The sequence below is a fragment of the Mycobacterium sp. genome (assembly GCF_035633495.1).
Taxonomy (GTDB): domain Bacteria; phylum Actinomycetota; class Actinomycetes; order Mycobacteriales; family Mycobacteriaceae; genus Mycobacterium.
In genome coordinates, this window is the sequence record NZ_DASQEU010000057.1 from 1 (window position 1) to 25,148 (window position 25,148).

26 protein-coding genes and 4 pseudogenes are annotated in these 25,148 nt (G+C 64.5%); 16 read left to right on the forward strand and 14 right to left on the reverse strand.

Translation table 11 applies throughout. The annotated features are described in order from the left end of the window. A partial coding sequence (locus VET27_RS09465) for an SDR family oxidoreductase (RefSeq protein ID WP_526517424.1) occupies window positions 1-140 on the forward strand: 140 nt, incomplete at its 5' end. A 77-nt stretch (window positions 141-217) separates the two neighbouring features. On the opposite strand, the gene VET27_RS09470 is transcribed toward VET27_RS09465, so the two are convergent. After that, window positions 218-2,095, reverse strand: coding sequence for an alkyl/aryl-sulfatase (locus VET27_RS09470; protein WP_526517380.1), 1,878 nt, complete (start codon window positions 2,093-2,095; stop codon window positions 218-220). A gap of 49 nt (window positions 2,096-2,144) precedes the next feature. Here VET27_RS09470 and VET27_RS09475 point away from each other — a divergent pair, with 49 nt between their 5' ends. The 3 genes and pseudogenes from VET27_RS09475 to VET27_RS09485 all read left to right on the forward strand — a co-directional run bounded on the left by VET27_RS09475 (window position 2,145) and on the right by VET27_RS09485 (window position 4,007). Continuing rightward, complete coding sequence (locus VET27_RS09475; protein ID WP_526517382.1) at window positions 2,145-2,693, forward strand: cupin domain-containing protein; 549 nt, start codon at window positions 2,145-2,147, stop codon at window positions 2,691-2,693. A gap of 68 nt (window positions 2,694-2,761) precedes the next feature. Beyond that, a pseudogene (locus tag VET27_RS09480) lies at window positions 2,762-3,700 on the forward strand (amino acid permease); the annotation flags it as partial. Between the two features lie 88 nt (window positions 3,701-3,788). Beyond that, complete coding sequence (locus tag VET27_RS09485) at window positions 3,789-4,007, forward strand: hypothetical protein (protein WP_526517430.1); 219 nt, start codon at window positions 3,789-3,791, stop codon at window positions 4,005-4,007. Window positions 4,008-4,016: 9 nt separating this feature from the next. Here the strand turns inward: VET27_RS09485 and VET27_RS09490 are convergent, their stop codons facing one another. Next, window positions 4,017-4,508: a metallophosphoesterase family protein gene (locus tag VET27_RS09490; protein ID WP_526517426.1), complete on the reverse strand. Its 492-nt coding sequence runs from the start codon at window positions 4,506-4,508 to the stop codon at window positions 4,017-4,019. Window positions 4,509-4,550: 42 nt separating this feature from the next. Between VET27_RS09490 and VET27_RS09495 the strand changes: the two genes are divergently transcribed. Next, window positions 4,551-5,078 (forward strand): EAL domain-containing protein, encoded by a 528-nt coding sequence (locus VET27_RS09495; protein ID WP_526517384.1) that lies wholly within the window; start codon window positions 4,551-4,553, stop codon window positions 5,076-5,078. On the opposite strand, the gene VET27_RS09500 is transcribed toward VET27_RS09495, so the two are convergent. The 3 genes from VET27_RS09500 to VET27_RS09510 form a co-directional block, all read right to left on the reverse strand. After that, window positions 5,041-5,427 (reverse strand): nuclear transport factor 2 family protein, encoded by a 387-nt coding sequence (locus VET27_RS09500; protein ID WP_526517386.1) that lies wholly within the window; start codon window positions 5,425-5,427, stop codon window positions 5,041-5,043. The genes VET27_RS09495 and VET27_RS09500 overlap by 38 nt on opposite strands. A 26-nt stretch (window positions 5,428-5,453) precedes the next feature. After that, window positions 5,454-5,990, reverse strand: coding sequence for a M15 family metallopeptidase (locus tag VET27_RS09505; RefSeq protein ID WP_526517388.1), 537 nt, complete (start codon window positions 5,988-5,990; stop codon window positions 5,454-5,456). Between the two features lie 205 nt (window positions 5,991-6,195). Continuing rightward, window positions 6,196-6,375, reverse strand: a complete 180-nt coding sequence (locus VET27_RS09510; RefSeq protein ID WP_526517390.1) for a DUF6131 family protein — start codon at window positions 6,373-6,375, stop codon at window positions 6,196-6,198. A gap of 428 nt (window positions 6,376-6,803) precedes the next feature. On the opposite strand from VET27_RS09510, the gene VET27_RS09515 reads away from it, so the two are divergent. Both VET27_RS09515 and VET27_RS09520 read left to right on the forward strand, forming a co-directional pair. Beyond that, window positions 6,804-7,238: a tyrosine-type recombinase/integrase gene (locus VET27_RS09515; RefSeq protein ID WP_526517392.1), complete on the forward strand. Its 435-nt coding sequence runs from the start codon at window positions 6,804-6,806 to the stop codon at window positions 7,236-7,238. 220 nt (window positions 7,239-7,458) lie between these two features. After that, the gene (locus VET27_RS09520) at window positions 7,459-7,833 is read left to right on the forward strand and encodes a nuclear transport factor 2 family protein (protein WP_526517428.1); all 375 of its coding nucleotides are present in this window, start codon (window positions 7,459-7,461) and stop codon (window positions 7,831-7,833) included. Between the two features lie 679 nt (window positions 7,834-8,512). Here the strand turns inward: VET27_RS09520 and VET27_RS09525 are convergent. Then, entirely contained in the window at window positions 8,513-8,803 is a 291-nt protein-coding gene (locus tag VET27_RS09525; protein WP_526517394.1) for a HigA family addiction module antitoxin, read from the reverse strand. Window positions 8,804-8,811: 8 nt separating this feature from the next. Then, the gene (locus VET27_RS09530; RefSeq protein ID WP_526517396.1) at window positions 8,812-9,093 is read right to left on the reverse strand and encodes a type II toxin-antitoxin system RelE/ParE family toxin; all 282 of its coding nucleotides are present in this window, start codon (window positions 9,091-9,093) and stop codon (window positions 8,812-8,814) included. A 517-nt stretch (window positions 9,094-9,610) separates the two neighbouring features. Here VET27_RS09530 and VET27_RS09535 point away from each other — a divergent pair. Further along, window positions 9,611-9,877, forward strand: a complete 267-nt coding sequence (locus VET27_RS09535; RefSeq protein ID WP_526517398.1) for a type II toxin-antitoxin system TacA family antitoxin — start codon at window positions 9,611-9,613, stop codon at window positions 9,875-9,877. After that, window positions 9,874-10,383 (forward strand): GNAT family N-acetyltransferase, encoded by a 510-nt coding sequence (locus VET27_RS09540; RefSeq protein WP_526517400.1) that lies wholly within the window; start codon window positions 9,874-9,876, stop codon window positions 10,381-10,383. Before VET27_RS09535 ends, VET27_RS09540 begins: the two co-directional genes overlap by 4 nt. Window positions 10,384-11,616: 1,233 nt before the next feature. Here VET27_RS09540 and VET27_RS09545 read toward each other — a convergent pair. Beyond that, the gene (locus VET27_RS09545; protein ID WP_526517402.1) at window positions 11,617-12,753 is read right to left on the reverse strand and encodes an IS630 family transposase; all 1,137 of its coding nucleotides are present in this window, start codon (window positions 12,751-12,753) and stop codon (window positions 11,617-11,619) included. Between the two features lie 99 nt (window positions 12,754-12,852). Here VET27_RS09545 and VET27_RS09550 point away from each other — a divergent pair, with 99 nt between their 5' ends. Next, entirely contained in the window at window positions 12,853-13,185 is a 333-nt protein-coding gene (locus tag VET27_RS09550) for a hypothetical protein (protein WP_526517404.1), read from the forward strand. Between the two features lie 437 nt (window positions 13,186-13,622). Next, window positions 13,623-13,751 carry a hypothetical protein gene (locus VET27_RS09555; protein ID WP_526517406.1) on the forward strand — a complete coding sequence of 43 codons (129 nt, stop codon included), beginning with the start codon at window positions 13,623-13,625 and terminating at the stop codon, window positions 13,749-13,751. Between the two features lie 251 nt (window positions 13,752-14,002). Here the strand turns inward: VET27_RS09555 and VET27_RS09560 are convergent, their stop codons facing one another. Beyond that, window positions 14,003-14,344 (reverse strand): hypothetical protein, encoded by a 342-nt coding sequence (locus VET27_RS09560; protein ID WP_526517408.1) that lies wholly within the window; start codon window positions 14,342-14,344, stop codon window positions 14,003-14,005. Window positions 14,345-14,775: 431 nt separating this feature from the next. Beyond that, window positions 14,776-14,943, reverse strand: a pseudogene (locus tag VET27_RS09565) (IS1380 family transposase); the annotation flags it as partial. Window positions 14,944-15,450: 507 nt separating this feature from the next. Between VET27_RS09565 and VET27_RS09570 the strand changes: the two are divergent. After that, entirely contained in the window at window positions 15,451-16,680 is a 1,230-nt protein-coding gene (locus VET27_RS09570) for a carboxylate-amine ligase (protein ID WP_526517410.1), read from the forward strand. Between the two features lie 764 nt (window positions 16,681-17,444). Here the strand turns inward: VET27_RS09570 and VET27_RS09575 are convergent. Both VET27_RS09575 and VET27_RS09580 read right to left on the reverse strand, forming a co-directional pair. Continuing rightward, a complete protein-coding gene (locus VET27_RS09575; RefSeq protein WP_526517412.1) occupies window positions 17,445-18,278 on the reverse strand; it encodes a class II glutamine amidotransferase in 834 nt (277 codons plus the stop codon). Between the two features lie 745 nt (window positions 18,279-19,023). Then, a pseudogene (locus VET27_RS09580) lies at window positions 19,024-19,342 on the reverse strand (integrase core domain-containing protein); the annotation flags it as partial. Window positions 19,343-19,746: 404 nt separating this feature from the next. Between VET27_RS09580 and VET27_RS09585 the strand changes: the two are divergent. From VET27_RS09585 to VET27_RS09595, 3 genes are read left to right on the forward strand one after another with little or no spacing between them, the layout of a single operon-like run. Then, entirely contained in the window at window positions 19,747-20,718 is a 972-nt protein-coding gene (locus VET27_RS09585; RefSeq protein WP_526517414.1) for a tyrosine-type recombinase/integrase, read from the forward strand. Further along, entirely contained in the window at window positions 20,715-21,638 is a 924-nt protein-coding gene (locus tag VET27_RS09590; RefSeq protein ID WP_526517416.1) for a tyrosine-type recombinase/integrase, read from the forward strand. The genes VET27_RS09585 and VET27_RS09590 overlap by 4 nt, the downstream gene beginning before the upstream one ends. After that, window positions 21,635-22,624 carry a tyrosine-type recombinase/integrase gene (locus VET27_RS09595; protein WP_526517418.1) on the forward strand — a complete coding sequence of 330 codons (990 nt, stop codon included), beginning with the start codon at window positions 21,635-21,637 and terminating at the stop codon, window positions 22,622-22,624. Before VET27_RS09590 ends, VET27_RS09595 begins: the two co-directional genes overlap by 4 nt. A gap of 92 nt (window positions 22,625-22,716) precedes the next feature. Here the strand turns inward: VET27_RS09595 and VET27_RS09600 are convergent. Then, a pseudogene (locus VET27_RS09600) lies at window positions 22,717-23,424 on the reverse strand (DDE-type integrase/transposase/recombinase); the annotation flags it as partial. Then, window positions 23,421-23,822, reverse strand: coding sequence for a transposase (locus VET27_RS09605; RefSeq protein WP_526517420.1), 402 nt, complete (start codon window positions 23,820-23,822; stop codon window positions 23,421-23,423). The pseudogene VET27_RS09600 and the gene VET27_RS09605, both read right to left, overlap by 4 nt. A gap of 243 nt (window positions 23,823-24,065) precedes the next feature. Here VET27_RS09605 and VET27_RS09610 point away from each other — a divergent pair, with 243 nt between their 5' ends. After that, window positions 24,066-24,974 carry an SPFH domain-containing protein gene (locus tag VET27_RS09610; protein ID WP_526517422.1) on the forward strand — a complete coding sequence of 303 codons (909 nt, stop codon included), beginning with the start codon at window positions 24,066-24,068 and terminating at the stop codon, window positions 24,972-24,974. Window positions 24,975-25,148: the final 174 nt, after the last annotated feature.

Sequence of the window (25,148 nt, forward strand, 5' to 3'; positions counted from 1 at the left end):
CCGAGAGTCCGTTCCGGCACCTGGCGCTGGGTCGCGCCGGGCAGCCCGCCGAGATCGTCGGCGCCGCACTGTTTCTGGCCTCCGACGCGTCGAGCTTCACGACGGGTTCGATCCTGCGGGCCGACGGCGGCCTCCCCTAGAACTCCGAGCGATTTCGGCGCGCTAACTGTCGCTGAGCGAACGTTTGCGCGCCGAAATCGCAAAAGGGGGAGGGGAACTACGGCGTGACGATGTTGAAGGCGGGGTCCGGTCGGTCCAGCACGCCAAGGAGCGACGACATCGCGGTGGCGTCACCCGCCACTTCCACTCCCGGCGACGTGGTGTCCCCCGTGGCGAACGTCAACAGGCGCAGCTTGTTCACCACCGTGACCGTCGCCGTCGCGGTCGCCGGACCGGCGGGGACCTTGCGGTACACCAGCACCCCGTTGCGCAAGGTGAGCCGGTAGTTGGTGGCGACGTCGGCGAACGTCACGTCGATGGCGAGGTCGAGATCCCAGGCCTTCGGTCCGTTGATGCTGATCGCGAAGCTGTCGAACATCTGCTCCGGCGTCAGCTGCGACACCAGCGACAACGACGTCGTCTGCACCGGCGTGCCGAAGTTTCCCTCACGCAGCTCGGTGGCACCGGCGAGGAAGAAGTTGCGCCACGTAGCGTTCTCCGCGCCGTACGCCAACTGCTCCAACGTGTCGGCATACAGCGTCCTGGCGCCGGCGTGATTCTCGCCGGCGAAGATCGCATGGTCGAGTAGTGTTGCCGCCCAGCGGAAGTCGCCGTCGTCGAAAGCGGCCTGGGCCAGTTGGACGACGCGGTCGACTCCACCCATCGCCTCGACGTAGCGCGGACCGATCGCCTCCGGCGGGTGCTGCCACAGCCGCGCCGGGTTACCGTCGAACCATCCCATGTAGCGCTGGTAGACCGCCTTGACGTTGTGGCTGACCGACCCGTAGTAACCGTGCGTATGCCATGCGTCGTGGAGGGCAGGCGGCATCTGGAATGTCTCGGCGATCTCGATGCCGGTGTGGCCCTGGTTGATCAACCGCAGGGTCTGGTCGTGCAGGTAGGCGTACAGATCACGTTGCAGGGAAAGGAATTCGACGATTCGGTCCTCACCCCAGGTCGGCCAGTGGTGCGACGCGAAAACGACGTCGGTCCGGTCGGCGAACGTGTCGATCGCCTCGGTGAGGTAGCCCGACCACGCGTGGGGATCGCGCACCAGGGCGCCGCGCAGCGTCAACAGGTTGTGCAGGTTGTGGGTCGCATTCTCAGCCATGCAGAGCGCGCGGTACCGCGGGAAGTAGAAGTGCATCTCGGCGGGCGCCTCGGTACCCGGCGCCATCTGGAACTCGATCTCCACGCCGTCGATGGTGTGCGTCTCGCCGGTCGCGGCGATGTCGACCGTCGGCACGATGATCGCCACTTCACCCGTGGACGGCGTCTGCCCGAGGCCGCAGCCGACCTGCCCTTGCGGCCCGCGGGCCAGCACGGTGCCGTACATGTAGGCGGCACGCCTCGTCATCGCCGTGCCCGCGTAGACGTTCTCCTGCACCGCATGTTCGATGAAGCCCTCGGGGGCGATGACCGCCACCTTGCCCGCGTCGACGTCGGCCTGCGTCGTGACCCCGAGCACGCCACCGAAGTGGTCGACGTGGCTGTGGGTGTAGATCACCGCGACGACGGGACGGTCCCCGCGGTGCGCGCGGTACAGGCCCAGCGCCGCGGCAGCGGTCTCGGTCGAGACCAGCGGGTCGATGACGATGACGCCGGTGTCGCCCTCGATGAAGCTGACGTTGGAAAGGTCGAGGCCGCGGACCTGATAGACGCCTTCGGCCACTTCGTAGAGCCCCTGCTTGGCCGCCAGCGTCGACTGCCGCCACAAGCTGGGGTGCACCGAGGAGGGTGCGTCACCCGTCAGGAATCCGTAGACGTCGTTGTCCCACACCACACGTCCGTCGGCGGCCTTCACCACGCACGGCTTCAGCGCCGCGATGAATCCGCGGTCGGCGTCGGCGAAGTCGCGGGTGTCGGCGAACGGAAGGCCGCCGAGGTGCTCGGCGTGGGCTGACTCGATGACGGCGGTGGGCGGCTTCTGATCCATGTCGTGGAGAGTGCCACCCAACAAGGTCCGCCGATGCCAAACTGACGCGATGAATGTACGGAGAGTCGTCACCGGACACGACGCGTCCGGCAAGTCCGTCTTCGTCAGCGACGACGTCGTGACGCCCGACGAGCCGCTGCTGCTGCCGGGTTCGGAGTTACACCAGTTGTGGGGCGGTGACGAGACACCGCAGTTCCCAAACGACGGCGCGAGGCCGGCGTTCACCACGTACTTCGCGCCAGTGGGCGGCTTCAGGTTCGGTTTCATCTCGGTGCCACCCGGGGCTGCCGCGCCGGCGGCCGACGTCGACCTCGAGACGGCGCTGGCAGACGCGGAGGCCAAGCTCCCAGGATTGCTGGCCTACATGGACCCCTCCGACCCGGGCATGCATGCCACCGACACCATCGACTTCGAGGTGGTGCTCGAGGGCAGCCTGGTGTTGGAACTCGACGACGGGGCCGAGGTCACGTTGTATCCCGGCGACACCGTGGTGCAAAACGGTACCCGGCATCGTTGGAAGAACCCTGGTACCGAGGTGGCGCGGATGGCCTTGTTCAATTGCGGCGCCAAACATTCAGGCATACGGCCCGCCGGGTGACTACTGCGCGGACGCCGTCCGGCGCGATCACGGTGTCGAGCGCGACCGCGATCGGTGTCGGCGGGATGATGGGCGCCGGGCTGTACACACTCCTGGGGCTGGCCTCGACGACGGCGGGGGTGTGGCTACCCGCCGCGTTCCTGGTCGGCGGTGCCGTCTCGATGTTCAGCGTGTACTCCTACGCGAAGCTCGGCGCCAAGTATCCGAGCCGTGGCGGCGCCGCTCAGTTCCTGATCAGGTGCTTCGGGGACGGCGTGATTGCTTGCGGGCTCAACGTGTTTCAGTTTCTCGGCTGGATCATCGCGATGGCTCTGTACTGCGCGGGATTCGCGGGCTACGTCCGGGCGTTGCTGCCATGGGAAACACCGGCCTGGTCGGGCAAGGTCATCGGCATCGTGCTGATCGTCTCGATCGTGCTGATCAACATGGTGGGTTCCAAACTGGTGGGTCGATCCGAATTGTTCGTCGTCACCCTCGAATTGGCGATCCTCGCCGTGTTCGCCGTGTTCGGATCGATGAAGGCAGACCCCGCCCGTCTGTCGGAGAACGGTGATCATCACTGGCTGGGCATCCTCTTCGCGGCAGGTCTGCTGTACGTGACGTATGAGGGCTTCGGCGTGGTCACCAATTCGGCGGGCGACATGAAGAATCCCGCCAAGGAGCTACCGCGCGCCATGTTCGCGGCCCTCGGCATCGTCGTGGTGGTCTACGTGCTGATCAGCACCATCGTGGTGATGACGCTGAGCCTGCCCACGATGGACGCCAATCAGGACCACGCGCTCTCGGAGGCCGGCGGCGCCGCGCTGGGACACGTCGGGTTCGTCGTGATCGGTGTCGCCGCCCTGCTGGCCACCGCGTCCGGGGTCAACGCGACGATGTTCGGCGACGCCAATCTGGCCTTCATGGTCGCGAAATCCGGCGAGCTACCAATGGATTTCACGCGTGGGGTGTGGCGCGGGGGCAACGTCGGCCTGCTCGTCGCAGCGGTGTTGACGGCGCTGTTCGTGGTGTTCTTCCCGCTGGCCGCGGTCGGCTCGATGGCCGGCCTCGCCTTCCTGATCGTCTACGGGCACGGTCAGTGCCGGACATCTGCGGGTGTATCGCGACACCGGTGCCAAGCGGTGGCTGCTGGTGCTCGCCGTCGTGCTGAACGCCGCTCTGTTCGTCCTGCTGTTGGGGTACACCATCCACACCGGCCCGGCGATCACGTGGATCACCCTGCTGGCAGTGCTGGCGATGAGCTTCGTGTTCGAGGTCGTCTACCGCAAGCGGACCGGTCGGTCGCTGACGCTGGAGTCCGTTCAGAACGCCTGAGAACGGTCCTCAGACACGATGTAGCTCGACGTCCGACAGAACGGAGCCGACGACGGTCGCCGTCATGTAGGTGCAGAAGGGCTGCCTGCGCCGGTCGGTGGGCGAACCGGGGTTCAGCAGCCGCAGGCCCGTCTCCGCAGTGGTGTCCCAGGGGATGTGGCTGTGTCCGAACACCAGGACGTCGACGTCGGGGTACAGCTTCGCCATCCGCTGGTCCCGGCCTGCGGATGCGCCCGTTTCGTGCACGACGGTGAAGCGCACGCCCTCGAGCTCCACGTCGGCCCGTTCGGGTAGCCGTCGCCGCAGTTCCTCGCCGTCGTTGTTGCCCCAGCAGCCCACGAGCCGCTCGGCCCTGGCCTCGAGTTCGTCGAGAAGGGCCGGTTGCACCCAATCGCCGGCATGGAACACCACGTCAACCCGCGCCACCTGGTCCCACACCGACGCGGGAAGGTCATGGGCGCGCTTCGGCAGGTGGGTGTCCGCGATCAACAACAACTCCACCCGCGTCACGCTAGCCGTTCTGTACATTGCGCCGAAAGCACGTTGCTGCTGGCACTTGCACTCGCCGCGCCACGTAGGCTGCTGGCCATACTCGCCAGCCGCGGCATGTCGCCGCCGTCCCCGACCGTCGAGATCACCGAGGACCTGTTGTTGGCCAGCGTCGTTCGGGCCCGAACCGTGCTGGACCAGCTACGGGAGTCCGGCGTCCGCGTGGCTATCGACGACTTCGGCAGCGGCTACGCCGCCATGACCTACCTCCATGAGCTGCCCGTCGACGAGCTCAAGCTCGACCGGCAGTTCATCGCGCCGATCCTGCACGACGAAAGCGCTGCCGCCATCGTCCGTTCCGTACTCGAACTGGCGCACGAGTTCGGGCTGACCAGCGTCGCGGAGGGTGTGGAGAACAAGGCCGCCGCCGACTTGCTCAAGTCCTTCGGTTGCGGTTTCGCCGAAGGGCACTACTTCAGCCCGCCAGTTCCTGCTCAGGCGATTCGCCTCGGCATCGGGATCTCGAAGCCTGCCGACGCGCCCGTCACGCGGTCTGCAGCAACTCGGCCATCTTGGGCATGATCACCTGCAGGCCCTTCAAGGGGCGCATCATCACCTTGAACGAGACAATCCGCTCGTCGTCATTCCACGCGATCATGTCGACTCCGTTGACGTAGATTCCGTCGATCGTCGCGGCGAACTCGAGAACCGCGGAACACTCGCCATACCAGTGCTCGACGTAGTGGAAGTCGGTGTCGCTGAACAGCTTCGAGGCGGCCCGCAGGTACATGGTCGCCTTTTCGCGGCCCTCCTGCGGCGTGAAGACCGCGGGCGAGTAGAAGACGCAGTCGTCGGCGAGGATGTCGGGCAACTCGTCGGCACGGTCACCGTCGATGATGTCGATCCAACGTTGGATCACAGGTGGTGTCATCTCGACATCCTCGCACCCGAGGGCGCTCATGCCGCCGCGTCGGGCAGGAGCGGCGGGCAGTTACCGGTCTCGTCCGTGGCCAGTTCGAAGTGCCACAGCTCGTTGGCGTACATCCGACAGAGCCCGAAGCGGGCCCCGTTCGCGATGAGCCATTGATCGGCGCCCGCGCCGCCGACGTCGACCGCCTCCCCGATGACGTGCTTGGACATCTCCGGCGTCTGCACGTACCGACGCGCCGCGGCGAAGCTGCCGTACGTCCGTACCGCGTCGTCGAGAAGCCGCTGCTGAAACTCCGGGGACCGCCAGCCCGAGGTGATGGTCATGGTGATGCCGTCGGCGGCGGCCGCAGTGGCGGCATTCTCGATGGCGCTCAACAGCCCCGGGTCGAGACGCCCGATCGTCGGGTCCTCGACGTCGAACGGGGTCGGCGGGTCTGCGGGGGGATCCATCGCGACGGTGTGGTCGACGAGGCTGATCTGCGGACCAAGTGGGTCGGACGGCACCAGCACCCCTAGGGCAGTCACGGCAAGCAACACACCGCACGCCGCGTCGACCAACCACATTGTCCGCCTCCCTCAGCGCGAAGACGCTTCGAGACGACGAGCACGCCCGAAGGTATTCAAAATCCTAGTCTTCTGACATGTTCGCTGGCCCCGATAGGTCTACCCTCGTTCGTTACCATGTTGCAGCTCAACCGGATACGCCCGTCAGGGTTCACAGCGGGCGGGTGGGCATCGGGGCGGTGTGGGGGGTGACTACGCCAGGTGACTAGTAGTAGTGGCGGCGACCACCGACCGCGTGTCCGGCCCGTCCCACGACCATCAAGATCAGGCCGACGACCAGGAGGATGACGCCGACGACCAGGAGGATATGAGCGAACGCGAAGGTGGGGAGGAGGGAGGGGAGGATGAGTCCAAGGACGATGAGGACGATTCCGAGAATGATCATGATGTGCGCCTGGTTTCGATGAAGAGGGACGGGGATTGAAGAAGACCGCGGTCTTGCCGGAAGCGATTAGCTTGAACGACAGGGCTTTTCGTTCGCCCTACCTCGCGCTTCCGGAGCGATTTCGGATGAGGATCAAGCGAAGGAGCTGAATGTGATACTGCGGAAATGCGGTGCGAAGACATATGCGGCGTGAGCTGACACTCATCGAGTAGGGCGGCGGACGGCCAAACTCATTCCGAACGGGCTGATGGCTCAGCGATGAGGACGGTACGCTCATTCGTCATCCGCCGTGGCGGAAAGGCCATGTCGCTTGTCGCCCGAGCCTCGTACGCAACTCGACACCGGACGGCGGTGCCTGCACGACATAACCCATTCTCGGCAACTGCTCGACCGCGGCCACCGCGGTGATGGGCGGACCGTGCCCGGGCGTGTCGCTAGTGCCGAGGGAGTCGTTGTTGCTGGTAGAGGGTGCGCCCGAAGGGATTCGGACCCCCAACCTTCTGATCCGTGTGCTGAAGCGGGCCTCGGCGCGGCAGGCGCAGGAGCGGCTCGCGCTGGGTGCCGACTACGCCGACAGCGGCTACGTCGCGGTGGCCGAGGCCGGCCGACCGTACACGCCGGGTGCGTTGACGAATATGTGGCACCGGCTGACGGAGGCCGCGGGTGTGCGTCCGATCCGGCTGCACGACGCGCGGCATTCGTGCGGTACGGCGCTGCACCTTCGGGGTGTGCCGCTGGCCGTCATCGCCAAGTGGCTGGGCCATGGCGACGCGTCGGGGACGGCGCGGATATACACCCACTCGCAGGACGACGAGTTGAGGGCTGCCGGGCAGACTTTGGGTTCGGTTGTGACATCGTCGTGACACCCGTCCCGGGCCGAGCTACAGCTTGTGATCCTGGATGTCGCGGTTCGAGCCCCGTCACTCACCCCGCTGGTCGAGCATCTTTGTGTCCTAACCTTTTGCTTCATCGCCAGGCCTCGCAACCTTAGACCAATATGCCCCGCGAGTCCCGCCAAGAGTGGAAGATCAATCCCCTCGGGGGAACCGGGACCGATGGAAAACCGAGGCAATAGGGGTGATCATGTTTACAAAAAAGAATATCGACACAACCAAGGAGGGGTATGACGCGTACTCGACAGGTGATGTCGCAACGGCCCTAAGCAACTTCGACGACGACATCGAGTGGTTCGTGGCCGGCAATAGCAAGGTGAGCGGAACGTATCGCGGCAAAGCCGAGGTCTTGGAAATGTTAGCGAAGCTGGCGGAGAAGTCCTTCACGACAGCGCCCCGCCGTTTCCTCGCCGACGGCGATGATGTGGTCGTCCTCACCCAAAGCACCGCCGGCGGCGAATCTGGGCACCAAGTCGATGTGTACACCTTCAGCAACGGCAAAATCGTCAAAGCCGAGAGCTTCGGGGACACTGCCATGACGGAACGGGTCTACGGCAGGAAGTAGCAGCTACAGGAGTCTCTAGGTGTTGGGAGGTGGCGGGTACTGCTCGTAGAGGCCGCGCTCGTCGCCTTCCATAATCCATTGGTGCTGCTGATCGGCACGCACCTCGCGTCTGTACGGGATTGGGATTATTCGCGGCAAGCCGCGAGGTCAGCCGCAGACGGGCCGCTGTTGGCCCGCGTGATTGAGCGGGCGGCGCTATCGCGAAGATTGAAACCCGGTGTTATCGGCACGAGCCCATCTCCGCTGGTTTTCGCTATCCGTGTTCGGTAGCCCGGCGGCGCGGCCCGTCATCCTCAGGTCGCCTGCCGACTTTAGGAGGCCAGCATCAATCGATTAGCTATCCGTGATGCCGCTACAATCGAAACTTCAGCCGCCGTAACACCATTCGATCTGCGATGCTTATCCGTGGACGCCCACTGCAAGTTCGCTACCCCAGTTCGGGCTCTACGTGAAAGTCGGTTTACCGATGCTGTTACCGACCATGCTGGCGACCGTCGCGCTAGCCAGGGTGATCTATCTACCAGGCTAATCACCCAGTTCTGGCGGCCACAGTACAACTTGATAGCGCGTTGAGGACTCATGGATCGGGCGATCATCCATCATGACGATTGGCTCTGGCAGGCAGATCGCGCCGAGCCGCATCGGTGTCGAAGCCGGATTCCCCCGAACAGGTGGGTGGCTACGACGCCAGAACCTGAACGCGGCTCAAGTCGGCCGTTTCACGTGCGACCTCGATGTCGTAGTGCTTCTGTAGGTTCAGCCAGTAAGTGTCCGACTGGCCGAACAGCTTCCCGAGCCGCAACGACGTGTCCGGTGTGACAGCGCGCTCACCGTGAACGATCTGATTGATGCGCCGAGGCGGCACATCAATCAGATCAGCGAGCTTGCGCTGTGAAAGACCAAGGTCGGCGAGGTAATGATCGGCGAGAATCCGGCCGGGGTGAACCGGGGCAATATCCCTCATGGTCATCTCCTTTCCTAGTGGTAGTCGACGATTTGAACGTCTCGCGGGCCCGCGGCGGTCCAGATGAAGCAGATGCGGTACTGGTCGTTGATGCGGATGCTGTGCTGGCCTTTGCGGTCACCAGCCAAGGCCTCCAGATGGTTTCCGGGCGGCATTCTGAGGTCACTGATCTGGTTAGCCGCGTTGAGCATCAGCAGCTTTTGGAGCGCTCGGCCGCTGAGTTCCGGGCTGTACTTCTTGACCCGACGTCCGTTGAACAGTTTCTCTGTGTCCTTGTCGGCGAACGCCTGAATCACAAACCGAGTGTACCGCGTAGCGTTACACGAGTCACCCTACATCCCCGCGAAGTGACTGAAGAGGTTCAGCGCGATGCACTGGCGGGCATGGACGCCTGTTCCGGCTCAGCCGACGCGGCGAAGATCAGACAGGCTAATGAGGCGAAGTTCGTCAATGTGTCGTCACCCGTTGAAAAATGCTATGTCGAGGACAGCAAAGAAGGTTTGACCTGTGGTGCGCCCGAAGGGATTCGAACCCCCAACCTTCTGATCCGTAGGCAGGGGCGTACAGCGCGAACAGCCAGGATGCACGTCCCACTGACATGTAGCCCAGGGTGCAGGGATGCCTGACTGTCGTCGTCGTTGTCGTCAGAAGTGTCGTCGCCAGCCGCCTGCACCGTGACTCGACTGGCCCCGGCAGCAATCATCCATTCGGCAGGGACCGTTTCACGGGGTTCAACCGCGTCGCCGTAGCTCAGGGGATATGAAGATCGATCCAGGGTTGATTTGTGGGCCTATCAGGCACACAATAGGGAGCATGGCTAAGACGGAGCGTTTCGCGGTGCGCCTTACTTCCGAGCAGGACGCACTGATTCGTCGTGCCGCCGAGGTGGAGGGCACCGACCTGACCAACTTTACGGTCACCGCGACGCTGGCCCACGCGCGCGACGTGCTCGCCGATCGCCGGCTGTTCGTGCTCGATACCCCGGCCTGGTCGGAGTTTCTGGCGATGCTGGACCAGCCAGTGTCGCACAAGCCCCGGCTGAAGCAGCTGTTCGCGGAGCCGTCGATCTTCGACGAGTGAGCGGTTACCGCGCGCCCCGCCCGATCAGCGAGGGCGATGAAGTCGCCGCCTTCGACAGTGGCGAGCCCGACCTCGACAGCTACCTGCGCACTCGGGCGCTGGCCAATCACATCGAGGGCGCCTCACGATGCTTCGTGACCTGTCGAGAGGGCCGGGTCGTGGGTTTCTATGCGCTGGCCTCGGCGTCGCTACAGCGCGCCGCCGCACCGGGACGGGTTCGCCGCAATATGCCCGATCCGGTGCCGGTGATCTTGCTCTCGCGGTTGGCGATCGACCGTAAGGATCAGGGCAAGGGCCTAGGGGCGCAACTGCTGCGGGATGCGATCACCCGTAGCGTGGCCGCTGCCGAGATAGTCGGTGTGCGGGCGATGCTGGTGCATGCGATGCATGATCAGGCGCGCGCGTTCTACGCCCACTTCGACTTTGAGCCCTCACCGACCGATCCGCTGCACCTACTGCTACTGATCAAGGATGCCCGCGTTCTACTCGGCGACGCAGCGCCATAAAGAAAGGAGTGCGACAAATCGTGCAGCTGCTCGGGAGTCAGGTGATCAGCGTCGTCGACAACGAACAGTTCCCCGATACGGAGTGCTGTCGTCAACAGTAAGGAGAATGCCCCGTCGAGGGCGGCGAGAAGGGGTTTGAGCTGGGTGCGCCCGAAGGGATTCGAACCCCCAACCTTCTGATCCGTAGGCACGGGCGGATAGTGTGACCAGGCACGATACGGGTTCTATTGTGGTGTAGGTGGAGATGTCGGGTAGCCCGACTGTCGTCATCGTTGTCGTCAGAATTGTCGTCAACTCACGTGCGAAGCAGCGGCACTCCCGCTTCCTCACACACCCCCGGCCTCATACCCGGCAGCCCGTAACTATGCAATTCCCACCGGTGTCATAGGCGGACGGCGGTCTTCACCATTCCAGCCAAGGTGCCCGTGTACTTGGCAAACCATTGGGTCATCCATGTCGGCGGCAGACGATGGGACGCATTCAAATTGGCCGGTCAAGCAGTCGTAGACTGGGAGGATTGGCTGACCGACCATCGGTGCCCCTGCCAACCTAGGACCTGTCGGTCGGGGATCTGGCCCAACTCCGTTCGTGCCGCTACGGCCTTCTCACGGCCAGTTTTCAGTATCGCCGCGCCTGCGCACGTTGGAAAAAGGTCGCGGCAACGCTGCTGCATCTCGGCGACCGAGGCCGCCAGGATCTGGGTGTAGTCGCCGCTCCACAGCACGTCGACCCCGATGCCGGTCGAGCCCGGACAATCCACCCACTCGTCGCTGGCCGGATGCCAGCAGTTGGCGTCGGCGTTGATGTCTGTCTGCGGGTCGGTCCTCGAATGAAACGATCCCGAACGCTTCCTTGTAGGACGTGGTCATGGGAACGGTCGCTCTCGGGCGAGCGGCTCAGACGCTCGAATGGGCAGCGTGCCAGTCACCTCAGCGCGACGGTCTCGGCCTCGGCGTTTAGCCGCTTGTCGATCCGGGCGCGGCCCTTCGTGCCATGAGGTCGCGACAATGCGTCTGCATCTCTTCGACTGCGTCGGTGGGGATGGGGTAGAAATCGACGCTGTAAAGCACGTCGGTCCCGATGCCGGTCGAGCCTGGGCAGTCGACCCACCTCTCGGTGTCGGGGCTCCAGAATTTCGCGTCGGCGTTGATGTCGTGGTGCGGGTCGGTCTCAAACGAGACGACCCCGAAGACACCTTCCGACTAGTGGTCGCGGTCGTAAGTTCGTCGGGGGTCATGCGGCGTGCGGGATGTCGTGGAGGTCGAGGCGGCGCAGGAAGGCGTTGAGGTCGTCGCGCGTGTAGGTCCAGTCGAACGGTGTCGCGGTGGCGTTGTAGCGGTCCTGGAAGCTGAGGATGCGTTGAGAGAGTTGGTCGAGGTCGGCGAAGTCGTTGGGGTTGATGGCTTTTCGCTGCAGGATCGAGAAGTAGATCTCGACCTGGTTGAGCCAGGATGCGTGTATCGGTAGGTGCACCAAGGTCGCGGTCGGCCAGGCCCTGTGCATGCGGTCGATGGAGCGTGCCCCGTTGTGCGACGAGCCGTTGTCGACGACCCAGAACACTCGCCGGGCCGAGGCATAGGGTTCGGTAGTCATGACGTGGGCGGCGAGGTTCTCGAAGGGTTCGATACCGGTCTTGGGGGCGATCTGGCCGAGCACCCGGGCCTGGTGGACGTCGTAGGCGGCGAAGTAGGCCAGGGTGCCGCCGCGCCGGTACTCGAACTCGACCCGGCGGGTTCGCCCGGGTCCGGGCGGTTGTCCCCGGTGACGGCGTTGCAGGGCTTGGAGCTGGGATTTCTCGTCGGCGCTGATCACGTAGTCGTCCGGGCCCAGTGGTTGGCCTTCCCATCGGCGGGCATACAGGTCGAGCACGCGGGCGGCCTTGGCGCCGAAGTCGGGGTCGCGGGGGAAGATCCAGGACCGGTGCTGCCAGGGCTTGATCGCATCGGTGGCCAGCCATCGGCGTACGGTGGCCGCCGAGATCGTATCGGCTATCTTGCGGCTGATCGCCTCGGTGGCCAGCTCAGCGCTTGACCACCGCGACAACGGCGCACCGGTTTCGGCGGGCAGCGTGCAGGCCAGTGCCTTGACTTCGGCGACCTGCACTGGTGTGAACCTGCGTCGCCGCCCGCTGCGCGCCAAGTCCTCCAGACCAGCCAGACCCGCGGCGACGAATCGTCGGCGCCACTTGCGGGCGGTGTCGATGTGCACTCCCACCTCGGTGGCGATCTCGGTGTTGGCGGCGCCGTCGGCTGCGGCGAGCACGATCCGCGCGCGAATCACGTCGCGATGCGGCGCGGTCGATGACCGGGCACGGGCGCGCAGAATCGACTCGTCCAGGATGGTCAGGGTGATAGTGAAGGGACTGCTCATGGTCATGCATCCGTTGTCCCCGCATGAGGTCTGATCGCCCAGGCAACACGCCGTGGCCACCCAACATCGCACCCGAGGGGTTGGGGTCACGATAGGGAGATGGCGAAGATCCCGGACTCGACCAAGGCCTCGTTGCATCAACGGCTGACCGAACGTTCCCGTCAACGGTGGCCACAACTCAGTGAGATCCGCCTGCGTTACCGCGCCGGGTTCGCCTATGTCGACGGCGTCCTGACCGACGGGGAGGTGCTGCGGTTGTGCCGGCTGCGCTACGCCGGTTCGGCACGAGACTGGGGCTTTGCGATGTACCGAGCGAGCCACGACGACTACGAAGACTCCTTCCTCCCCACCGGATTCATGGGCGGCCCCGCCGAAGACGCACTCGACACCGCCTGCGGCCTCTACCTCGCAGACCCCACCGCTTGGACCTAAACCCCCGACGAACTTACGACCGCGACCACTAGTAGGTGGTCATTGGACTCCTCTCGACGAGCAAGCGGCATGGCCTGCCCTGCTTGGTGATCGGAATTTCGAGGATCGCAGCGGGCGTGGTCACCGCTGGCCTGGGCTTCGACTTTAGCAGGTGACCAGGGTCAGACCGGCCCCAGGGCCTCCTCCAGGTTGCGGTAAAGGTCGATCTCTGTCACAGACGCTGACCGGCCATCCGCAACGGCGGGCGCGGTGTAGCGGATCCGCGCGTCCTGCCTGCTCGACCACGTTGTGGCCATTACCTTTTCGCGATACCGAAGCTCGTTCGCCAGACCAATCTTGGCGCTGTCGGTAATCTTTCCGCCGAACCGGGTCAAGGCTCCGTTTCCGCAGTTCAAACGCTATTTTTGGGGAGGGTTTTTGAGGGCCGTGCCAAATACGTGCCAAACCGCGTACTGCGGCGCTCGGTTCGGCGCACACTGGCACCCGTGCGTGTGCAGGAAGCCGCCGAACTGCTCGCGCTCGACATCTACACCCGCGCCGAGAAATCCGGTGCACACCTGTGTTGAGCGTTGCGAGCGGACCAAGATTGTCTGGCCCCTACCCCTTCGTCTGAAGCATCTTCAGGTTTGAAGCATCTAAGGTTCTCGATTGTCTGGGGGGCCCCACGGCCAGGCGGGAGGTTTCTCCACCTCAACCCGACGTTGAGACTCTAATCTGACGCGTTAGAGCGTGGCTTGGCTGGACGGCGGACGCGGTAAGGGTTTACCACGATGATCAGAGCCATAGGCAACGTGTGAAGTTGCCGGTCATTGCGCCGTCAGGGTGCTCGTCGCGACCGCAACACCAGCGCGACGGTTACTGCCAGGATGATCGTGCCGATGGACTCCACCACAAGCGTGATGCGCACCAGATTGAAGCTTAATACCTCGTGAATGCCAAACAGCCCCGCGGTCAGCGCGAGCACCAGCGCAAGCAGCGTGCCCACCATGAACAGCAGGCTCAGCCCCGTTGCCAGCGACAGGAGCCGCCCACGCAGCACAATGATTGCGATTGCCAGCACGAGCGCGCCAACCGCGTTGAGCACGAACAGCACGCCAAGCGGGCCGCCTACGCCGTCGAACACGAGGTACAGATGGATCCCGCCCATCACCAGCAGCATGATCGCACTAAGGAGTCGCCAGGCCATCAGTGTGCGGTGGCTGACACCGACCCATCGAAGTGAACCCGTTTCCCGAGTATGCGATGACATATCCTGACCTGCCTTTAACGTGTGGCTCGGTGCAAGCCGAGACCCTCTGCGATGTACACGCACGATCCGCCCGAACAGTTCAGCCTGGTGACACGAGCGGAATCCACCTGTGTTGAGCGTTCGTTCCGCGCCTTGCTCGGTGGGGCTCGTGGCGGCCGGGCTGCTTCCGTCCGTGGTGGCGGACGGGAGCCGCCACGGCGCACGTTTTAGCCTCGATCCATGGACTGACTGATTGTGTATGTGTGGTTCTTCTGATCGGGATCTTCTTGCTGCGGGCAGTAGATAGCTGCTGGTCTGCCCAGCATTTCCTGTTGCGCTTCGGTCGGGCCTTGCGGCGGTGGTCAGGCGTGGGTGGCTGCTGGCGGTGGGTGTCGGAGTTGGTTATAGCTGATGATGTTGTGCCACAGGGCTTTCCAAGCGCGGGCCCAAGGCCAGTGTGAGGGCAGGTGCAGGACCGGTCGGCGTTGGGGGCGGGTGAGGCGGGCGGGGACGTTGACGATGCGCCGCCGACCCGCGGCCTGATTCACCGGGTCGACACACAAACGAGGGAACGGTGCATAACGGTGGCGGCAACGCCGCCCACACGTTGTGCCTACATCGAGCTGGACGGTTCAGGTCAGTACCGCTCGCTCGGTCAATGACCAGTGTGCTGTCCCCAGGCGGAGCGCGGCCACCCCGAAGAGCGCGCCGTGGCCGTCGATCTGTCCGCAACTCCTGCCTCGATGTGTCCTGTTTGACAATCCTTGGGTTTTCGCGGCGATCGCAACACCTCTGATCAGAGGGGGTGTTCGAGTGCCGCAACGATGCTGTCTCCAACGGGGATGAACCTCGGGTGATTGCCCCTGGGATCGGTGCTCACCGTGGTTTCTGTGGGAGCAGATTACGGAGGCCGGGAGTATTCTCGAAAGGTTCCGGTGTTGCGGGATGCGGAATCGGTTTCACGCGATCAGTGCGATCACTGAGCAGGCGCCATGCCTGACCGGCTCGCTGTCGCGACAGGTGGGAGAAGATCCAAGATGTCAGGGTCCGACCGAGCCGACGAGGCCGGCACCGTCGAGCCCGACGGGTGGGTCCACCCGTCGATGGGGGTCGAGGAGGAGTTTCTGCTCGTCGATCCGTCGACTGGACACCCCCTCATGCGCAGCCTCGCGGTTGTCGAGGCGGCTGAAAAGCTTGGTGTCCGGCTTCAATTGGAGTTCACCCAGTGCCAGGTCGAGACCACATCGCCGGTGTGCTGGCACAGTCACGAACTACGTACGCAGCTGGCCAAGATGCGGTCGGCGGCCGCCGATGCTGCCGGGCAGTGCGGCGCTCGGTTGCTGGCGGTGGGCGTGCCGGTGCTCGGTTCGGCGGTGTTGCCGATCACAGACATTTCCCGGTTCCGCACGATAGCGAGCAGGTTCGGCTATCTGGCATGGACGCGGGGAGTCTGCGCCGGCCATGTCCACGTGGGCGTACCCGACCGGGAAACCGCGGTGCAGGTCGGCAACTACTTGCGTCCGTGGCTACCGGCCCTGCTGGCCCTGACCGCCAATTCCCCCATCCACCGCGGCGTCGATACCGGGTTTGCGAGCTGGCGGTCGATAATGCTCTCGCGGTGGCCCTGTTCGGGGCCGCCGCCGTGGTTCGCCTCGGTCGAGCACTACGACGCGGTCGTGGAAGAGATGGTCGAACGCGGTGTCATCCTCGACGAGGGGATGATCAATTGGGATGTTCGGCCGTCGGCTCATCTGCCGACCGTCGAGGTGAGAGTCAGTGACGTCCCCGCGACCGTCGACGAGACAGTTCTGCTCGCCACGGTGGTACGTGCGCTGGTGATGACGGCGTTGCGGTCCATCAGCTTGGGCGGATGCGCCCCGAAAATCACCGCGGAGGCGCTGCAGGCGGGGTACTCAATGGCCGCTCTCGAGGGGTTGACAGGGCACGGGATCGATTTGACCTCGGACCTCGTGGTTCCGGCGCCCGACCTGCTGGGACTGTTGGTCTGCCATGTCCGATCCGCCCTGGAGGAACTGGGCGAATACCGCGCGGCTGTGGCGATGCTGACCGAGGTCGTCCGCTGTGGTAACGGAGCGAGCCGGCAACGCCGCGCCTTGCGTAAACGCAACCACGGGAGCGATGTGACCGCGATGGCCGCGCAGAGAACCCTCCTGGTCGGCGGGGCAGCCCTGTGGAGCGGTGCCGACGTCTTCTCTCCGCCGATACCGCGGGACAGCCCGAGAGTTGCGGTGAAGAATGAACCCTGAGGCCGACCGAGCCTGGCCGTCGCACCTCTGCCCGGTGAGGCGCTGGACCCGACGTCCTAGCGTCGGCGTTTGTCGAATGTCGGCCCGATACGATGGATTCGCACGCCGCCGATCAGTGCCATGACAAGCACGCCTGCCGCCGCCGCCGCCGCCGCCGCCGAGAACAGCCTCGCACCCCGATCGGCATCGTGAAGTCGAGGCCGAGCAACGAGATCTGGGTGGCGTCTTTCGTTGACGAGGACAACGATCAGCAGGACGAGTAAAACCCCGCGGCTCCGACGCTCACTCCTGCCCATGTCTCCGCAATGCGCAATCCGCGTGCATGTGGCGGCCGCCGGGCAGGACGGTGCAGCTGTTCCGGCTGCCGAGGAGTCCCTTGTGTGGCGGTGGCAGGCGGTGGGGTCCCGTCCGCATCGTTGAAAGCGTTGTACGGCGATGCGAGTAACACGCCCGGCGCCCGCAACGGCCGCTACACGCTGCGTTAGCTCCCCCCGCAGCGCACTTGGGACGGCGGTGAATCCGTCGTATCCGAGACCCTCGGCGAACCGCATCACCCGATGGCGGGCCAACCCCGGCTCGCTCGGCAAGACCGGCCACCGTTCCGAGACCGGCGCTCGGGTAATCGGCGAGCAACGTGCCCGCGGCTCGCCGCTCTGCCGGTCGCAATTCGTTCAGTCGCCGGTCGACTGTCTCGGCAACCGTTCGGTCTGCAGCCGGCGGAGTCTTCCTCGGCGGAGTCTTCCTCGACGCTCGACGACCCGATTTCACGGCCTCGGTCCTGGCACCAGTTCCCGGATGGACACCTCCATGTCGGCCAAGTCGACGACCGTGATCGACTCGTCGGGCAACTCCTCCCAGCCGTCCTCGAGCAGTCCGGACGATGAAAACACGACCGCGCCGCCGACCCCGCGCCGCCACCGCATCAGGAAGTAGCGGTCGATGTGATCCAGCGGGAGATCATCGTGCCCGATTCCGCTGACCAACATGTCCTCGACCGGCGCCGCGCTGGTCGCGCTTGCATGCACCGCGATGAAGGTGTTCTCGGTCAAAATCAGGGCATTGAGGCTCGCGTGCGGGAAGCTTCCGCGCAGTGTGGACACCGCCCGCGCCACCGCGGTGGGCAGGTCGAGACCGGTGTGCAGTTCCTGTCTGATGAGCGCGAGGTAGCGCTCACTGTCCGTGGTCCCGTGCAGCGACGCTCTCGCAGCCGGGCAAAGCAGCGAGTCCAGCACCGGTCGTGGCGAAATGGACCCGTTGTGCGCCAGGGTGATTCCATCCTGCGAGAACGGATGGGTGTTCGCGAACGACACCGCGAGCCCCTCGGTCGCCCAGCGAAGATGCACCAGCCGCGCCACCGTAGATGTGCGTTCGGCCAGTTCGGCGAAGCACGGATCGCGGGGGGCACGTTCGATGCTGCGGTATCCCTCCAGCTGCAGTCGTTGCGGATGCGCCGTCTCCGGCCGGAGCCAGGCAGTCCCCCAGCCATCGGCGTGCAGGACTGACATGTCGGCGAACCGGGCGACTTCGTCTTTGCCGATCTGCTCGGTTAGGGTGGTGGGCACCGGTGATGCGAAGCCGATCAAACGGCACATGTTCATGCCTCCCTGGTTGTAAACCCGTCGCAGCAACAGCAGATCGGATCACGCGGGTTGGCGACTTCGCAATCTGTGTACTGTCCCCCTACGCACGGTCGACCGCAAACGGAAGCGCCACGCTCCGCGCGGCGCGCCACCATCCAAGAGCCTCCTTGCACACATCCCCGGACAGCTACCTCAGCGAGGTCGACCGCTTCGCCCTCGACATGCGCAAGCGGTCCACCGTCCCCACCGCCCTCTACGTCGCGCAGACGACGCCCGCATCATCGCGCCGCGCGCCACCGAGCTGCACGCGTTGCGTTCCGCGATCCCCACCGACACACCGTGATGATGGGTCCATGGGTCCTCCACCACCTTGTCAGTATGCCAACACCGCGGCCCGGGGAGACGGGCCGACATGGGGGCCGCGAGCGCATCATTTACGACCGTAAGCCATGAAATCGGTTGCGTCGCAATGCGATTCAATTCGTGAAAGTTTGTTGAACCCGAATCACTTCGGTTGTTGTCAAGGACGCCTGCCGGCGGCCGGCGGCCGGCGGCTACCCGAACCGGCTGTGCGCGAGAACGAGGACGCTCGTGGTCGCGGCGGCAGTTGCGGGGCAGCGCTGCTCGGACCACGAATGCTTAACGATGCCGAGTTCGGAGACCGGAAGAGGTTTCTACTGCCGGCGAACACAGGCGTTTGCTCGGTTGGGGCGTCGAGCACGTCGGAACCCGTCAACCTGAATGAGGCACCGTTGCGCGGTATTTACTGAGCATTCTCCTCTGGTTGGTCGGGGTGGTTGATCCACGAGGTTTCGGGGATCTGCGGTGGTTCGGGCCGTTTGCGTACAAATCGTTCGGGGGGCGCGGTAGGCGGCGTCGAGTACGCCGGCACGCTTGTCGCGGATTGCCTCGGCCAGGCCGTAGTGGACGTCGGCGGGAGTATGCAATCCCAGCCCGGTGTGGCGATGTTCGTCGTTATACCAACCGAAGAAGACGTGGCAGTACCGTCGGGCGTCTTCGATCGAGCCGAACCGGCCGGGGAAGTCGGGCCGGTACTTCAGCGTCTTGAACTGGGCCTCCGAGTTATCCCGAATTCGGGATAACTCGGATTATGCCGAGGCCGTGATTATGCCGAGCATGAACCCGCGTGAGCGGGTTCGTGCTGGTCGGAGGGCTGCCGCAGCCTGAACCGCTCGGCATAATCGCCTGGGACGATGCTTGCTCTGTATGGATTTGCCGTTCAGAGGAGGCCGGGATGAAGAAGCGACAGTCGATAGGTGCTGCTGGTCCACTTGTGTTGTACGCACAGGGATTTCGGGGGCATCTCGAAGAGATGGGCTACGCACCGGACTCGGTGCGCTGGAGGCTCCGGCAGCTCACGGCGCTGAATCGTTGGTTACGCGACCATCATCTGACAGCCGACGATCTTGACGCCGCCTGCGTGGATCGTCTTGTCGCGACCCGAAGGGCCGCGGGGCGAACGACATTGGTTGCCGCAGCGAACCTGTCGGTTCCGCTGGCCTATCTACGCGCGATCGGCGTGACGCCGCCCGAGGCCGCGGTGGAGTCCGGTCCGGCCGCAGAGGTTCTGGAGAACTATCGCAGCTATCTGACCACCGAGCGCGGCCTGGTCGAGAGTTCGATCGCAGCCAATCTGTCTGTGGCCAAACACTTCTGCAGCGATGCTCTTCGCCAACATGAGGAGTTGGCTGAGCTATCGACGGCCGAGATCACCGCATATGTCGCGGCGGTCGCCTCACGCTCAAGCGTCGGATGGTCGAAGAAGACGGTGAGCGCATTGGCATCATTTCTGCGGTTCCTGCACGTCACGGGCGTCACCGCACAGTCGCTCGCCGCAGCACTGCCCAAAGTCGCCGGGCAACGTCACAATGTGACCTGCGAACTCGACGAACGCGATTTCGAACGTCTACTCGGGGGCTGCGACCGCAGCCGCGACGTTGGGTTGCGCGACTATGCGATCTTGACGATCCTGTGGCGGCTGGGACTGCGGCGCAGTGAAGTGGCCGGGTTGACCGTCGATGACATCGACTGGCGGCGCGGTGAAATCACGACCCGCGGAAAAGGCAACCGCCACGAGCTTCTCCCGGTCCCCATCGACGTCGGTGAAACGATCGTGTCCTACCTGCAGGACGGTCATCGGCGGGTGCCACCGGGATGCCGTGCGTTGTTCGTCGAGGTGAGAGCACCCGAAGGCGCAATGAGCCCTACCGGTGTCGGCGACGTGGTGGCACGGGTGTCACGCCGCGTCGGACTACCCGTGATGGGTGCACATCGACTCCGACATGCCGCAGCGACCCAACTGGTGCGCAGCGGCGCGTCGTGGCCGGAGATCGCGCAGGTCATGCGGCACCGCACCGCTGCGGTCACCGTGTCGTATACCACCGTGGACCCTGCCCTCACGAGGGAATTGGCGCGGCCCTGGCCGGGTGCCCGATGACCGATCTGAGCGCCGCCGTCGACTCCTACCTCGCCCTGCGTCGCGGCTTGGGCTTCACACTCGTCGACGCCGGGTCGCTGCTCCCCAATTTCGTCGGCTACCTGCACGGCAATGGCGCCGAGCACGTCAGCACCGAACTGGCTCTGCGATGGGCAACCCTGCCGGTGAATGCCGGGCCGATCTGGTGGCGTCAACGGCTGGGCATGGTGCGCGGCTTCGCCGAGTATCTACGCACCATCGATCCGGAAACCGAGGTACCGCCGCGCGACTTGCTCCCCGCACGCCAGCAGCGGGTGGCGCCGTACTTGTATTCCGTTGCCGACATCGCCGCGCTGATGGCGGCCGCCCGCTCCCTGAACCCGCCACTGCGCGCCGCCACCTACGTGACGTTCATCGGGTTGCTGTCGGTCACCGGCCTACGACTCGGGGAAGCTCTCGCCCTCGATCGCGACGATCTCGACAGGGATGGATCACTGCTGATTGTGCGGCACGCCAAGCGAGGTGGCCGAAAGGTGCCCCTGCACGAGTCGACGGTCCGGGCACTCGAGGGCTATTTCGACTGCGTCGACCGTCTCTTCCCGGAACCGGTGTCACCGTCGGTGTTCGTGTCGATCCGGGGCACTCGGATGAACAAAGACTCGATGCACGCAACGTTTCCCGTCCTGATCGACCGAGCAGGGCTGACAGGGCAGGGACAACGACCCCGCCCCCGAATTCACGACCTCCGCCATGCTTTTGCGGTCCGCCAATTGATCGACTGGCACCAACAGCACGCCGATGTCGATGCTCGAATACCGCTGCTGTCAGCGGTTCTCGGGCACAGCGATCCCGCATCCACCTACTGGTACCTCCAAGCCGCACCCGAACTCTTCGCCATCATCGGCCGGCGCCTCGAAGAATTCCTCGGAGAACTGCCATGAGTCTCCTGGCTCCCACCATGCAAAAGTTCTTCACCGACCGCCTCCTCACCCAACGGCAGGCCAGCCCAGCCACCATCACCGCCTATCGCGACACCTTCCGCCTGCTCTTCGGATTCATCGCCGACAGAAAGAAACTCGCTCCAGCGACCCTCGACTTCACCGATCTCGACGCCCCGACGATCGGAGCGTTCCTCACCCACCTCGAAACCGAGCGGCGCAACAGCACACGGACCCGCAACGCCCGCCTGGCCGCGATCCACTCACTGTTCCGGTTCGCCGCGTTGGAGCATCCCGAACACGCCGATCTGATCTCGCGGGTCCTAGCGATCCCACAGAAACGGTTCGATCGGGCGATCGTCGCGTTCCTTACCAAAGAGGAGATCGAGGCGATCCTCCGCGTTCCCGACCGAGACACCTGGATCGGTCGCCGCGACCACGCGCTACTCACCGTTGCGGTCCAAACCGGTTTGCGTGTCGCCGAACTCACCGGGTTGCGCTGCGAAGACGCGACACTGGCGACCGGGCCACACGTTCGTTGTCGCGGCAAGGGACGAAAACAACGATCCACGCCCCTGACCGCGGGCACCGTCGCCACTCTGCAGGAGTGGCTGAAAACGCATGACGCCCAACCTGACTCGCCGCTGTTTCCGAGCCGGCACGGCACACCGATGAGCACCGATGCCGTCGAGTGGCTCGTCAGCAAATACGCCACAACCGCAGCACATCAATGCCCATCGCTGGCGACCAGACGAGTCACCCCCCACGTCCTTCGCCACAGCGCCGCTATGTTCCTACGCGAAGCGGGCGTAGACATCTCGGTGATTGCGCTCTGGCTCGGCCACGAAAGCATCGCCTCAACGCAGATCTACATGCATGCCGATCTCGCACTCAAACAACGCGCACTGGACCGGACCACGCCTCCAGAAGTTACCCCGAACCGCTATCGCCCTCCGGACACGCTGCTTGCCTACCTCGACACCCTCTGATTATGCCGAGCGGTTCAGGCTGCGGCAGCCCTCCGACCAGCACGAACCCGCTCACGCGGGTTCATGCTCGGCATAATCACGGCCTCGGCATAATCGCTGAACGGGTTGTCGTTGGAGACGTGCGGGCGCGAATGCGACTGGATGACACCAAGATCGGCGAGCAGAAACGCCACCGGCTTAGAAGTCATCGAACTACCGCGATCGGCGTGAATGGTCAACTGGGCACGCCCGATCCCCTGCTTGGTGCAGGTCTGGCGAATCAGTACCTCGGCCAGGGGTCCGGTCTCGCGGCTAGCGACCATCCAGCCAACGACGTAGCGCGAGAAGATGTCCACGATCACGTACAAGTAGTAGTAACTCCACTTCGCCGGGCCCCGCAATTTCGTGATATCCCACGACCAGACCGAATTCGGGCTGCTGGCGACGAGTTCGGGTTTCACCTTCGCTGGATGGGTGGCTTGGCGGCGGCGCTCACGCACCTCGCCGGCGCGGCGCAGCAACCGGTAGAACGTCGATTCCGAGCCCAGGTAGACACCTTCATCGAGCAGCGTGGCCCACACCTCGGCTGGCGCGAGGTCGGCGAACCGGTCGCTGTGCAGCACCTCCAGGATCCCCTGCTGCTCGGCAGCGCTCAGCGCCCGCGGCTGATGACGCCGCCGATGCGGGATGGGCTCTGGCCGTGGCGGTACCGGGCTTTTCCGGTGACGCCGGTAGTAGCCGGCCTGGGTGGCACCAACAGCTTCACAGGCGCCTCGCACGCCCAGCTGCGGTGTCAGCTCGATGACGGCCCGGTCGGTCATCGCCTCGACCTCGGCTCGGTATCCGCGCTCCCGGAGAGAATCTCCAAGAGCGCGTGAAGTTTTGCCTGGACATCCACCACGGCGCGGGTCTTGGCCAGCTCCTGCTCCAGTCGCCGCTTTTCGCCTTGCAGCCGGGCGATCTGCTCGGCCTGCACGTCGCGCCGCTTGCGCCCGCGTGGGGCGGCCAGCCCCGCCAACGCGCCGTCGTCGCGGGCTTTGCGCCACTGCACGATATGGCTGGAATACAGCCCCTCACGGCGCAGCACCGCACCCTTCTCACCCTCGGGTGCTGCGTCGTAGGCGACCAGGACCTCCAGCTTGTACTTCGCGGTGAACGTCCGCCGCCGGGCGCGTTCGGGCACCTCGGGATCGGGCCGTTGCGTTACATCCTCAGCCACCCGACCAGGATCTTCCATCCCGGCCACACGGGCCAACCTCGACACTGCGCTCGTCATTTCGGGGAATCTCTCCATCCCCGCCCCCGGTGTCACTAATTATCAGGGAGTGGGTGCCTCAACCCAGGTTGACAGAGAGGGCGTTCACTCGCTTTATCGGAAGGAGTGGCGTTTCATCGGTAATAGCAGCCCGAGCTCGCTAACGAGTACTGACAGCCGAAGCCCCGGGCAGATTGGAGATAGAAGATGATCACCCTCTACGCACTGGCCGCAGCGTTCGGTATCGGTGTGATCTGGCTCGGAACGAATATTAAGGTCGTCAAACAGTTCGAACGCGGCGTCGTCTTCCGGTTCGGCCGTGTGCAACCCGGCCTGCGCGGACCGGGACTCACGATGTTAATTCCGGTCGCCGATCGCCTCCAAAAAGTGAACATGCAGATCATCACGATGCCCGTGCCCGCCCAAGATGGCATCACCCGCGACAATGTGACCGTCCGTGTGGATGCTGTCATCTATTTCCAGGTCTCGGATCCGGTGCGTGCGGCCGTCGACGTGCAGGACTACGTGTCGGCTATTGGCCAGGTCGCACAGACATCACTGCGTTCCATCATCGGCAAAAGCAATCTGGACGACCTGCTGTCCAACCGCGAGCATCTCAATCAGGGGCTGGAGTTGCTGATCGACAGTCCCGCGCTGGGCTGGGGTGTTCAGATCGACCGCGTCGAAATCAAGGATGTAGCACTGCCCGATTCGATGAAGCGGTCGATTGCCCGCCAAGCCGAGGCCGAACGTGAGCGACGGGCTCGGGTCATCACCGCCGAGGGCGAACTTCAGGCGTCCGAAAAGCTGGCCCAAGCAGCCGAGGTGATGGCCGAGCACCCAGCCGCGCTGCAACTGCGCCTCTTGCAGACCGTCGTCGAGGTCGCCGCAGAGAAGAATTCCACCCTGGTACTTCCCTTCCCTGTCGAACTGCTCCGATTTCTGGAACGCGCCACACCGCAAGCATCGGAGCGCCGGGACGAGGCCACCGGTACTGACGCGGGCGCAGCTTCCAACGCCGCGACGTTGCCGCTGGAACCACCACGGATTCCCGACGACGCCCGCAGCCTGGAACTCCACCCACCCATCGCGGACACATTCCAGCGGGATCAGTAACGTCCTAGACAAGCCGGACAATTACTGGGCGCTGTACACCACGACACAGCATCGGCACGGTCGTGGTTCAACTCCGCGTGCGCGTCGTGGCGTGTACTGCCGTCGATGACCCGCCACCCAAGCGGGATAAGGGGCCAGCCCGAGGGGCTGTCAGGGCGTTCGGTCGCCGTTCTG

Excerpts from the sequence above, each read along its gene's own strand:
- VET27_RS09470 (WP_526517380.1), bottom strand. The coding sequence starts at position 2,095 with ATGGATCAGAAGCCGCCCACCGCCGTCATCGAGTCAGCCCACGCCGAG.
- VET27_RS09475 (WP_526517382.1), top strand. The coding sequence starts at position 2,145 with ATGAATGTACGGAGAGTCGTCACCGGACACGACGCGTCCGGCAAGTCC.
- VET27_RS09500 (WP_526517386.1), bottom strand. The coding sequence starts at position 5,427 with ATGACACCACCTGTGATCCAACGTTGGATCGACATCATCGACGGTGAC.
- VET27_RS09505 (WP_526517388.1), bottom strand. The coding sequence starts at position 5,990 with ATGTGGTTGGTCGACGCGGCGTGCGGTGTGTTGCTTGCCGTGACTGCC.
- VET27_RS09510 (WP_526517390.1), bottom strand. The coding sequence starts at position 6,375 with ATGATCATTCTCGGAATCGTCCTCATCGTCCTTGGACTCATCCTCCCC.
- VET27_RS09520 (WP_526517428.1), top strand. The coding sequence starts at position 7,459 with ATGTTTACAAAAAAGAATATCGACACAACCAAGGAGGGGTATGACGCG.
- VET27_RS09525 (WP_526517394.1), bottom strand. The coding sequence starts at position 8,803 with ATGACCATGAGGGATATTGCCCCGGTTCACCCCGGCCGGATTCTCGCC.
- VET27_RS09535 (WP_526517398.1), top strand. The coding sequence starts at position 9,611 with ATGGCTAAGACGGAGCGTTTCGCGGTGCGCCTTACTTCCGAGCAGGAC.
- VET27_RS09545 (WP_526517402.1), bottom strand. The coding sequence starts at position 12,753 with ATGAGCAGTCCCTTCACTATCACCCTGACCATCCTGGACGAGTCGATT.
- VET27_RS09550 (WP_526517404.1), top strand. The coding sequence starts at position 12,853 with ATGGCGAAGATCCCGGACTCGACCAAGGCCTCGTTGCATCAACGGCTG.
- VET27_RS09560 (WP_526517408.1), bottom strand. The coding sequence starts at position 14,344 with ATGCTGCTGGTGATGGGCGGGATCCATCTGTACCTCGTGTTCGACGGC.
- VET27_RS09570 (WP_526517410.1), top strand. The coding sequence starts at position 15,451 with ATGTCAGGGTCCGACCGAGCCGACGAGGCCGGCACCGTCGAGCCCGAC.
- VET27_RS09575 (WP_526517412.1), bottom strand. The coding sequence starts at position 18,278 with ATGAACATGTGCCGTTTGATCGGCTTCGCATCACCGGTGCCCACCACC.
- VET27_RS09590 (WP_526517416.1), top strand. The coding sequence starts at position 20,715 with ATGACCGATCTGAGCGCCGCCGTCGACTCCTACCTCGCCCTGCGTCGC.
- VET27_RS09595 (WP_526517418.1), top strand. The coding sequence starts at position 21,635 with ATGAGTCTCCTGGCTCCCACCATGCAAAAGTTCTTCACCGACCGCCTC.
- VET27_RS09610 (WP_526517422.1), top strand. The coding sequence starts at position 24,066 with ATGATCACCCTCTACGCACTGGCCGCAGCGTTCGGTATCGGTGTGATC.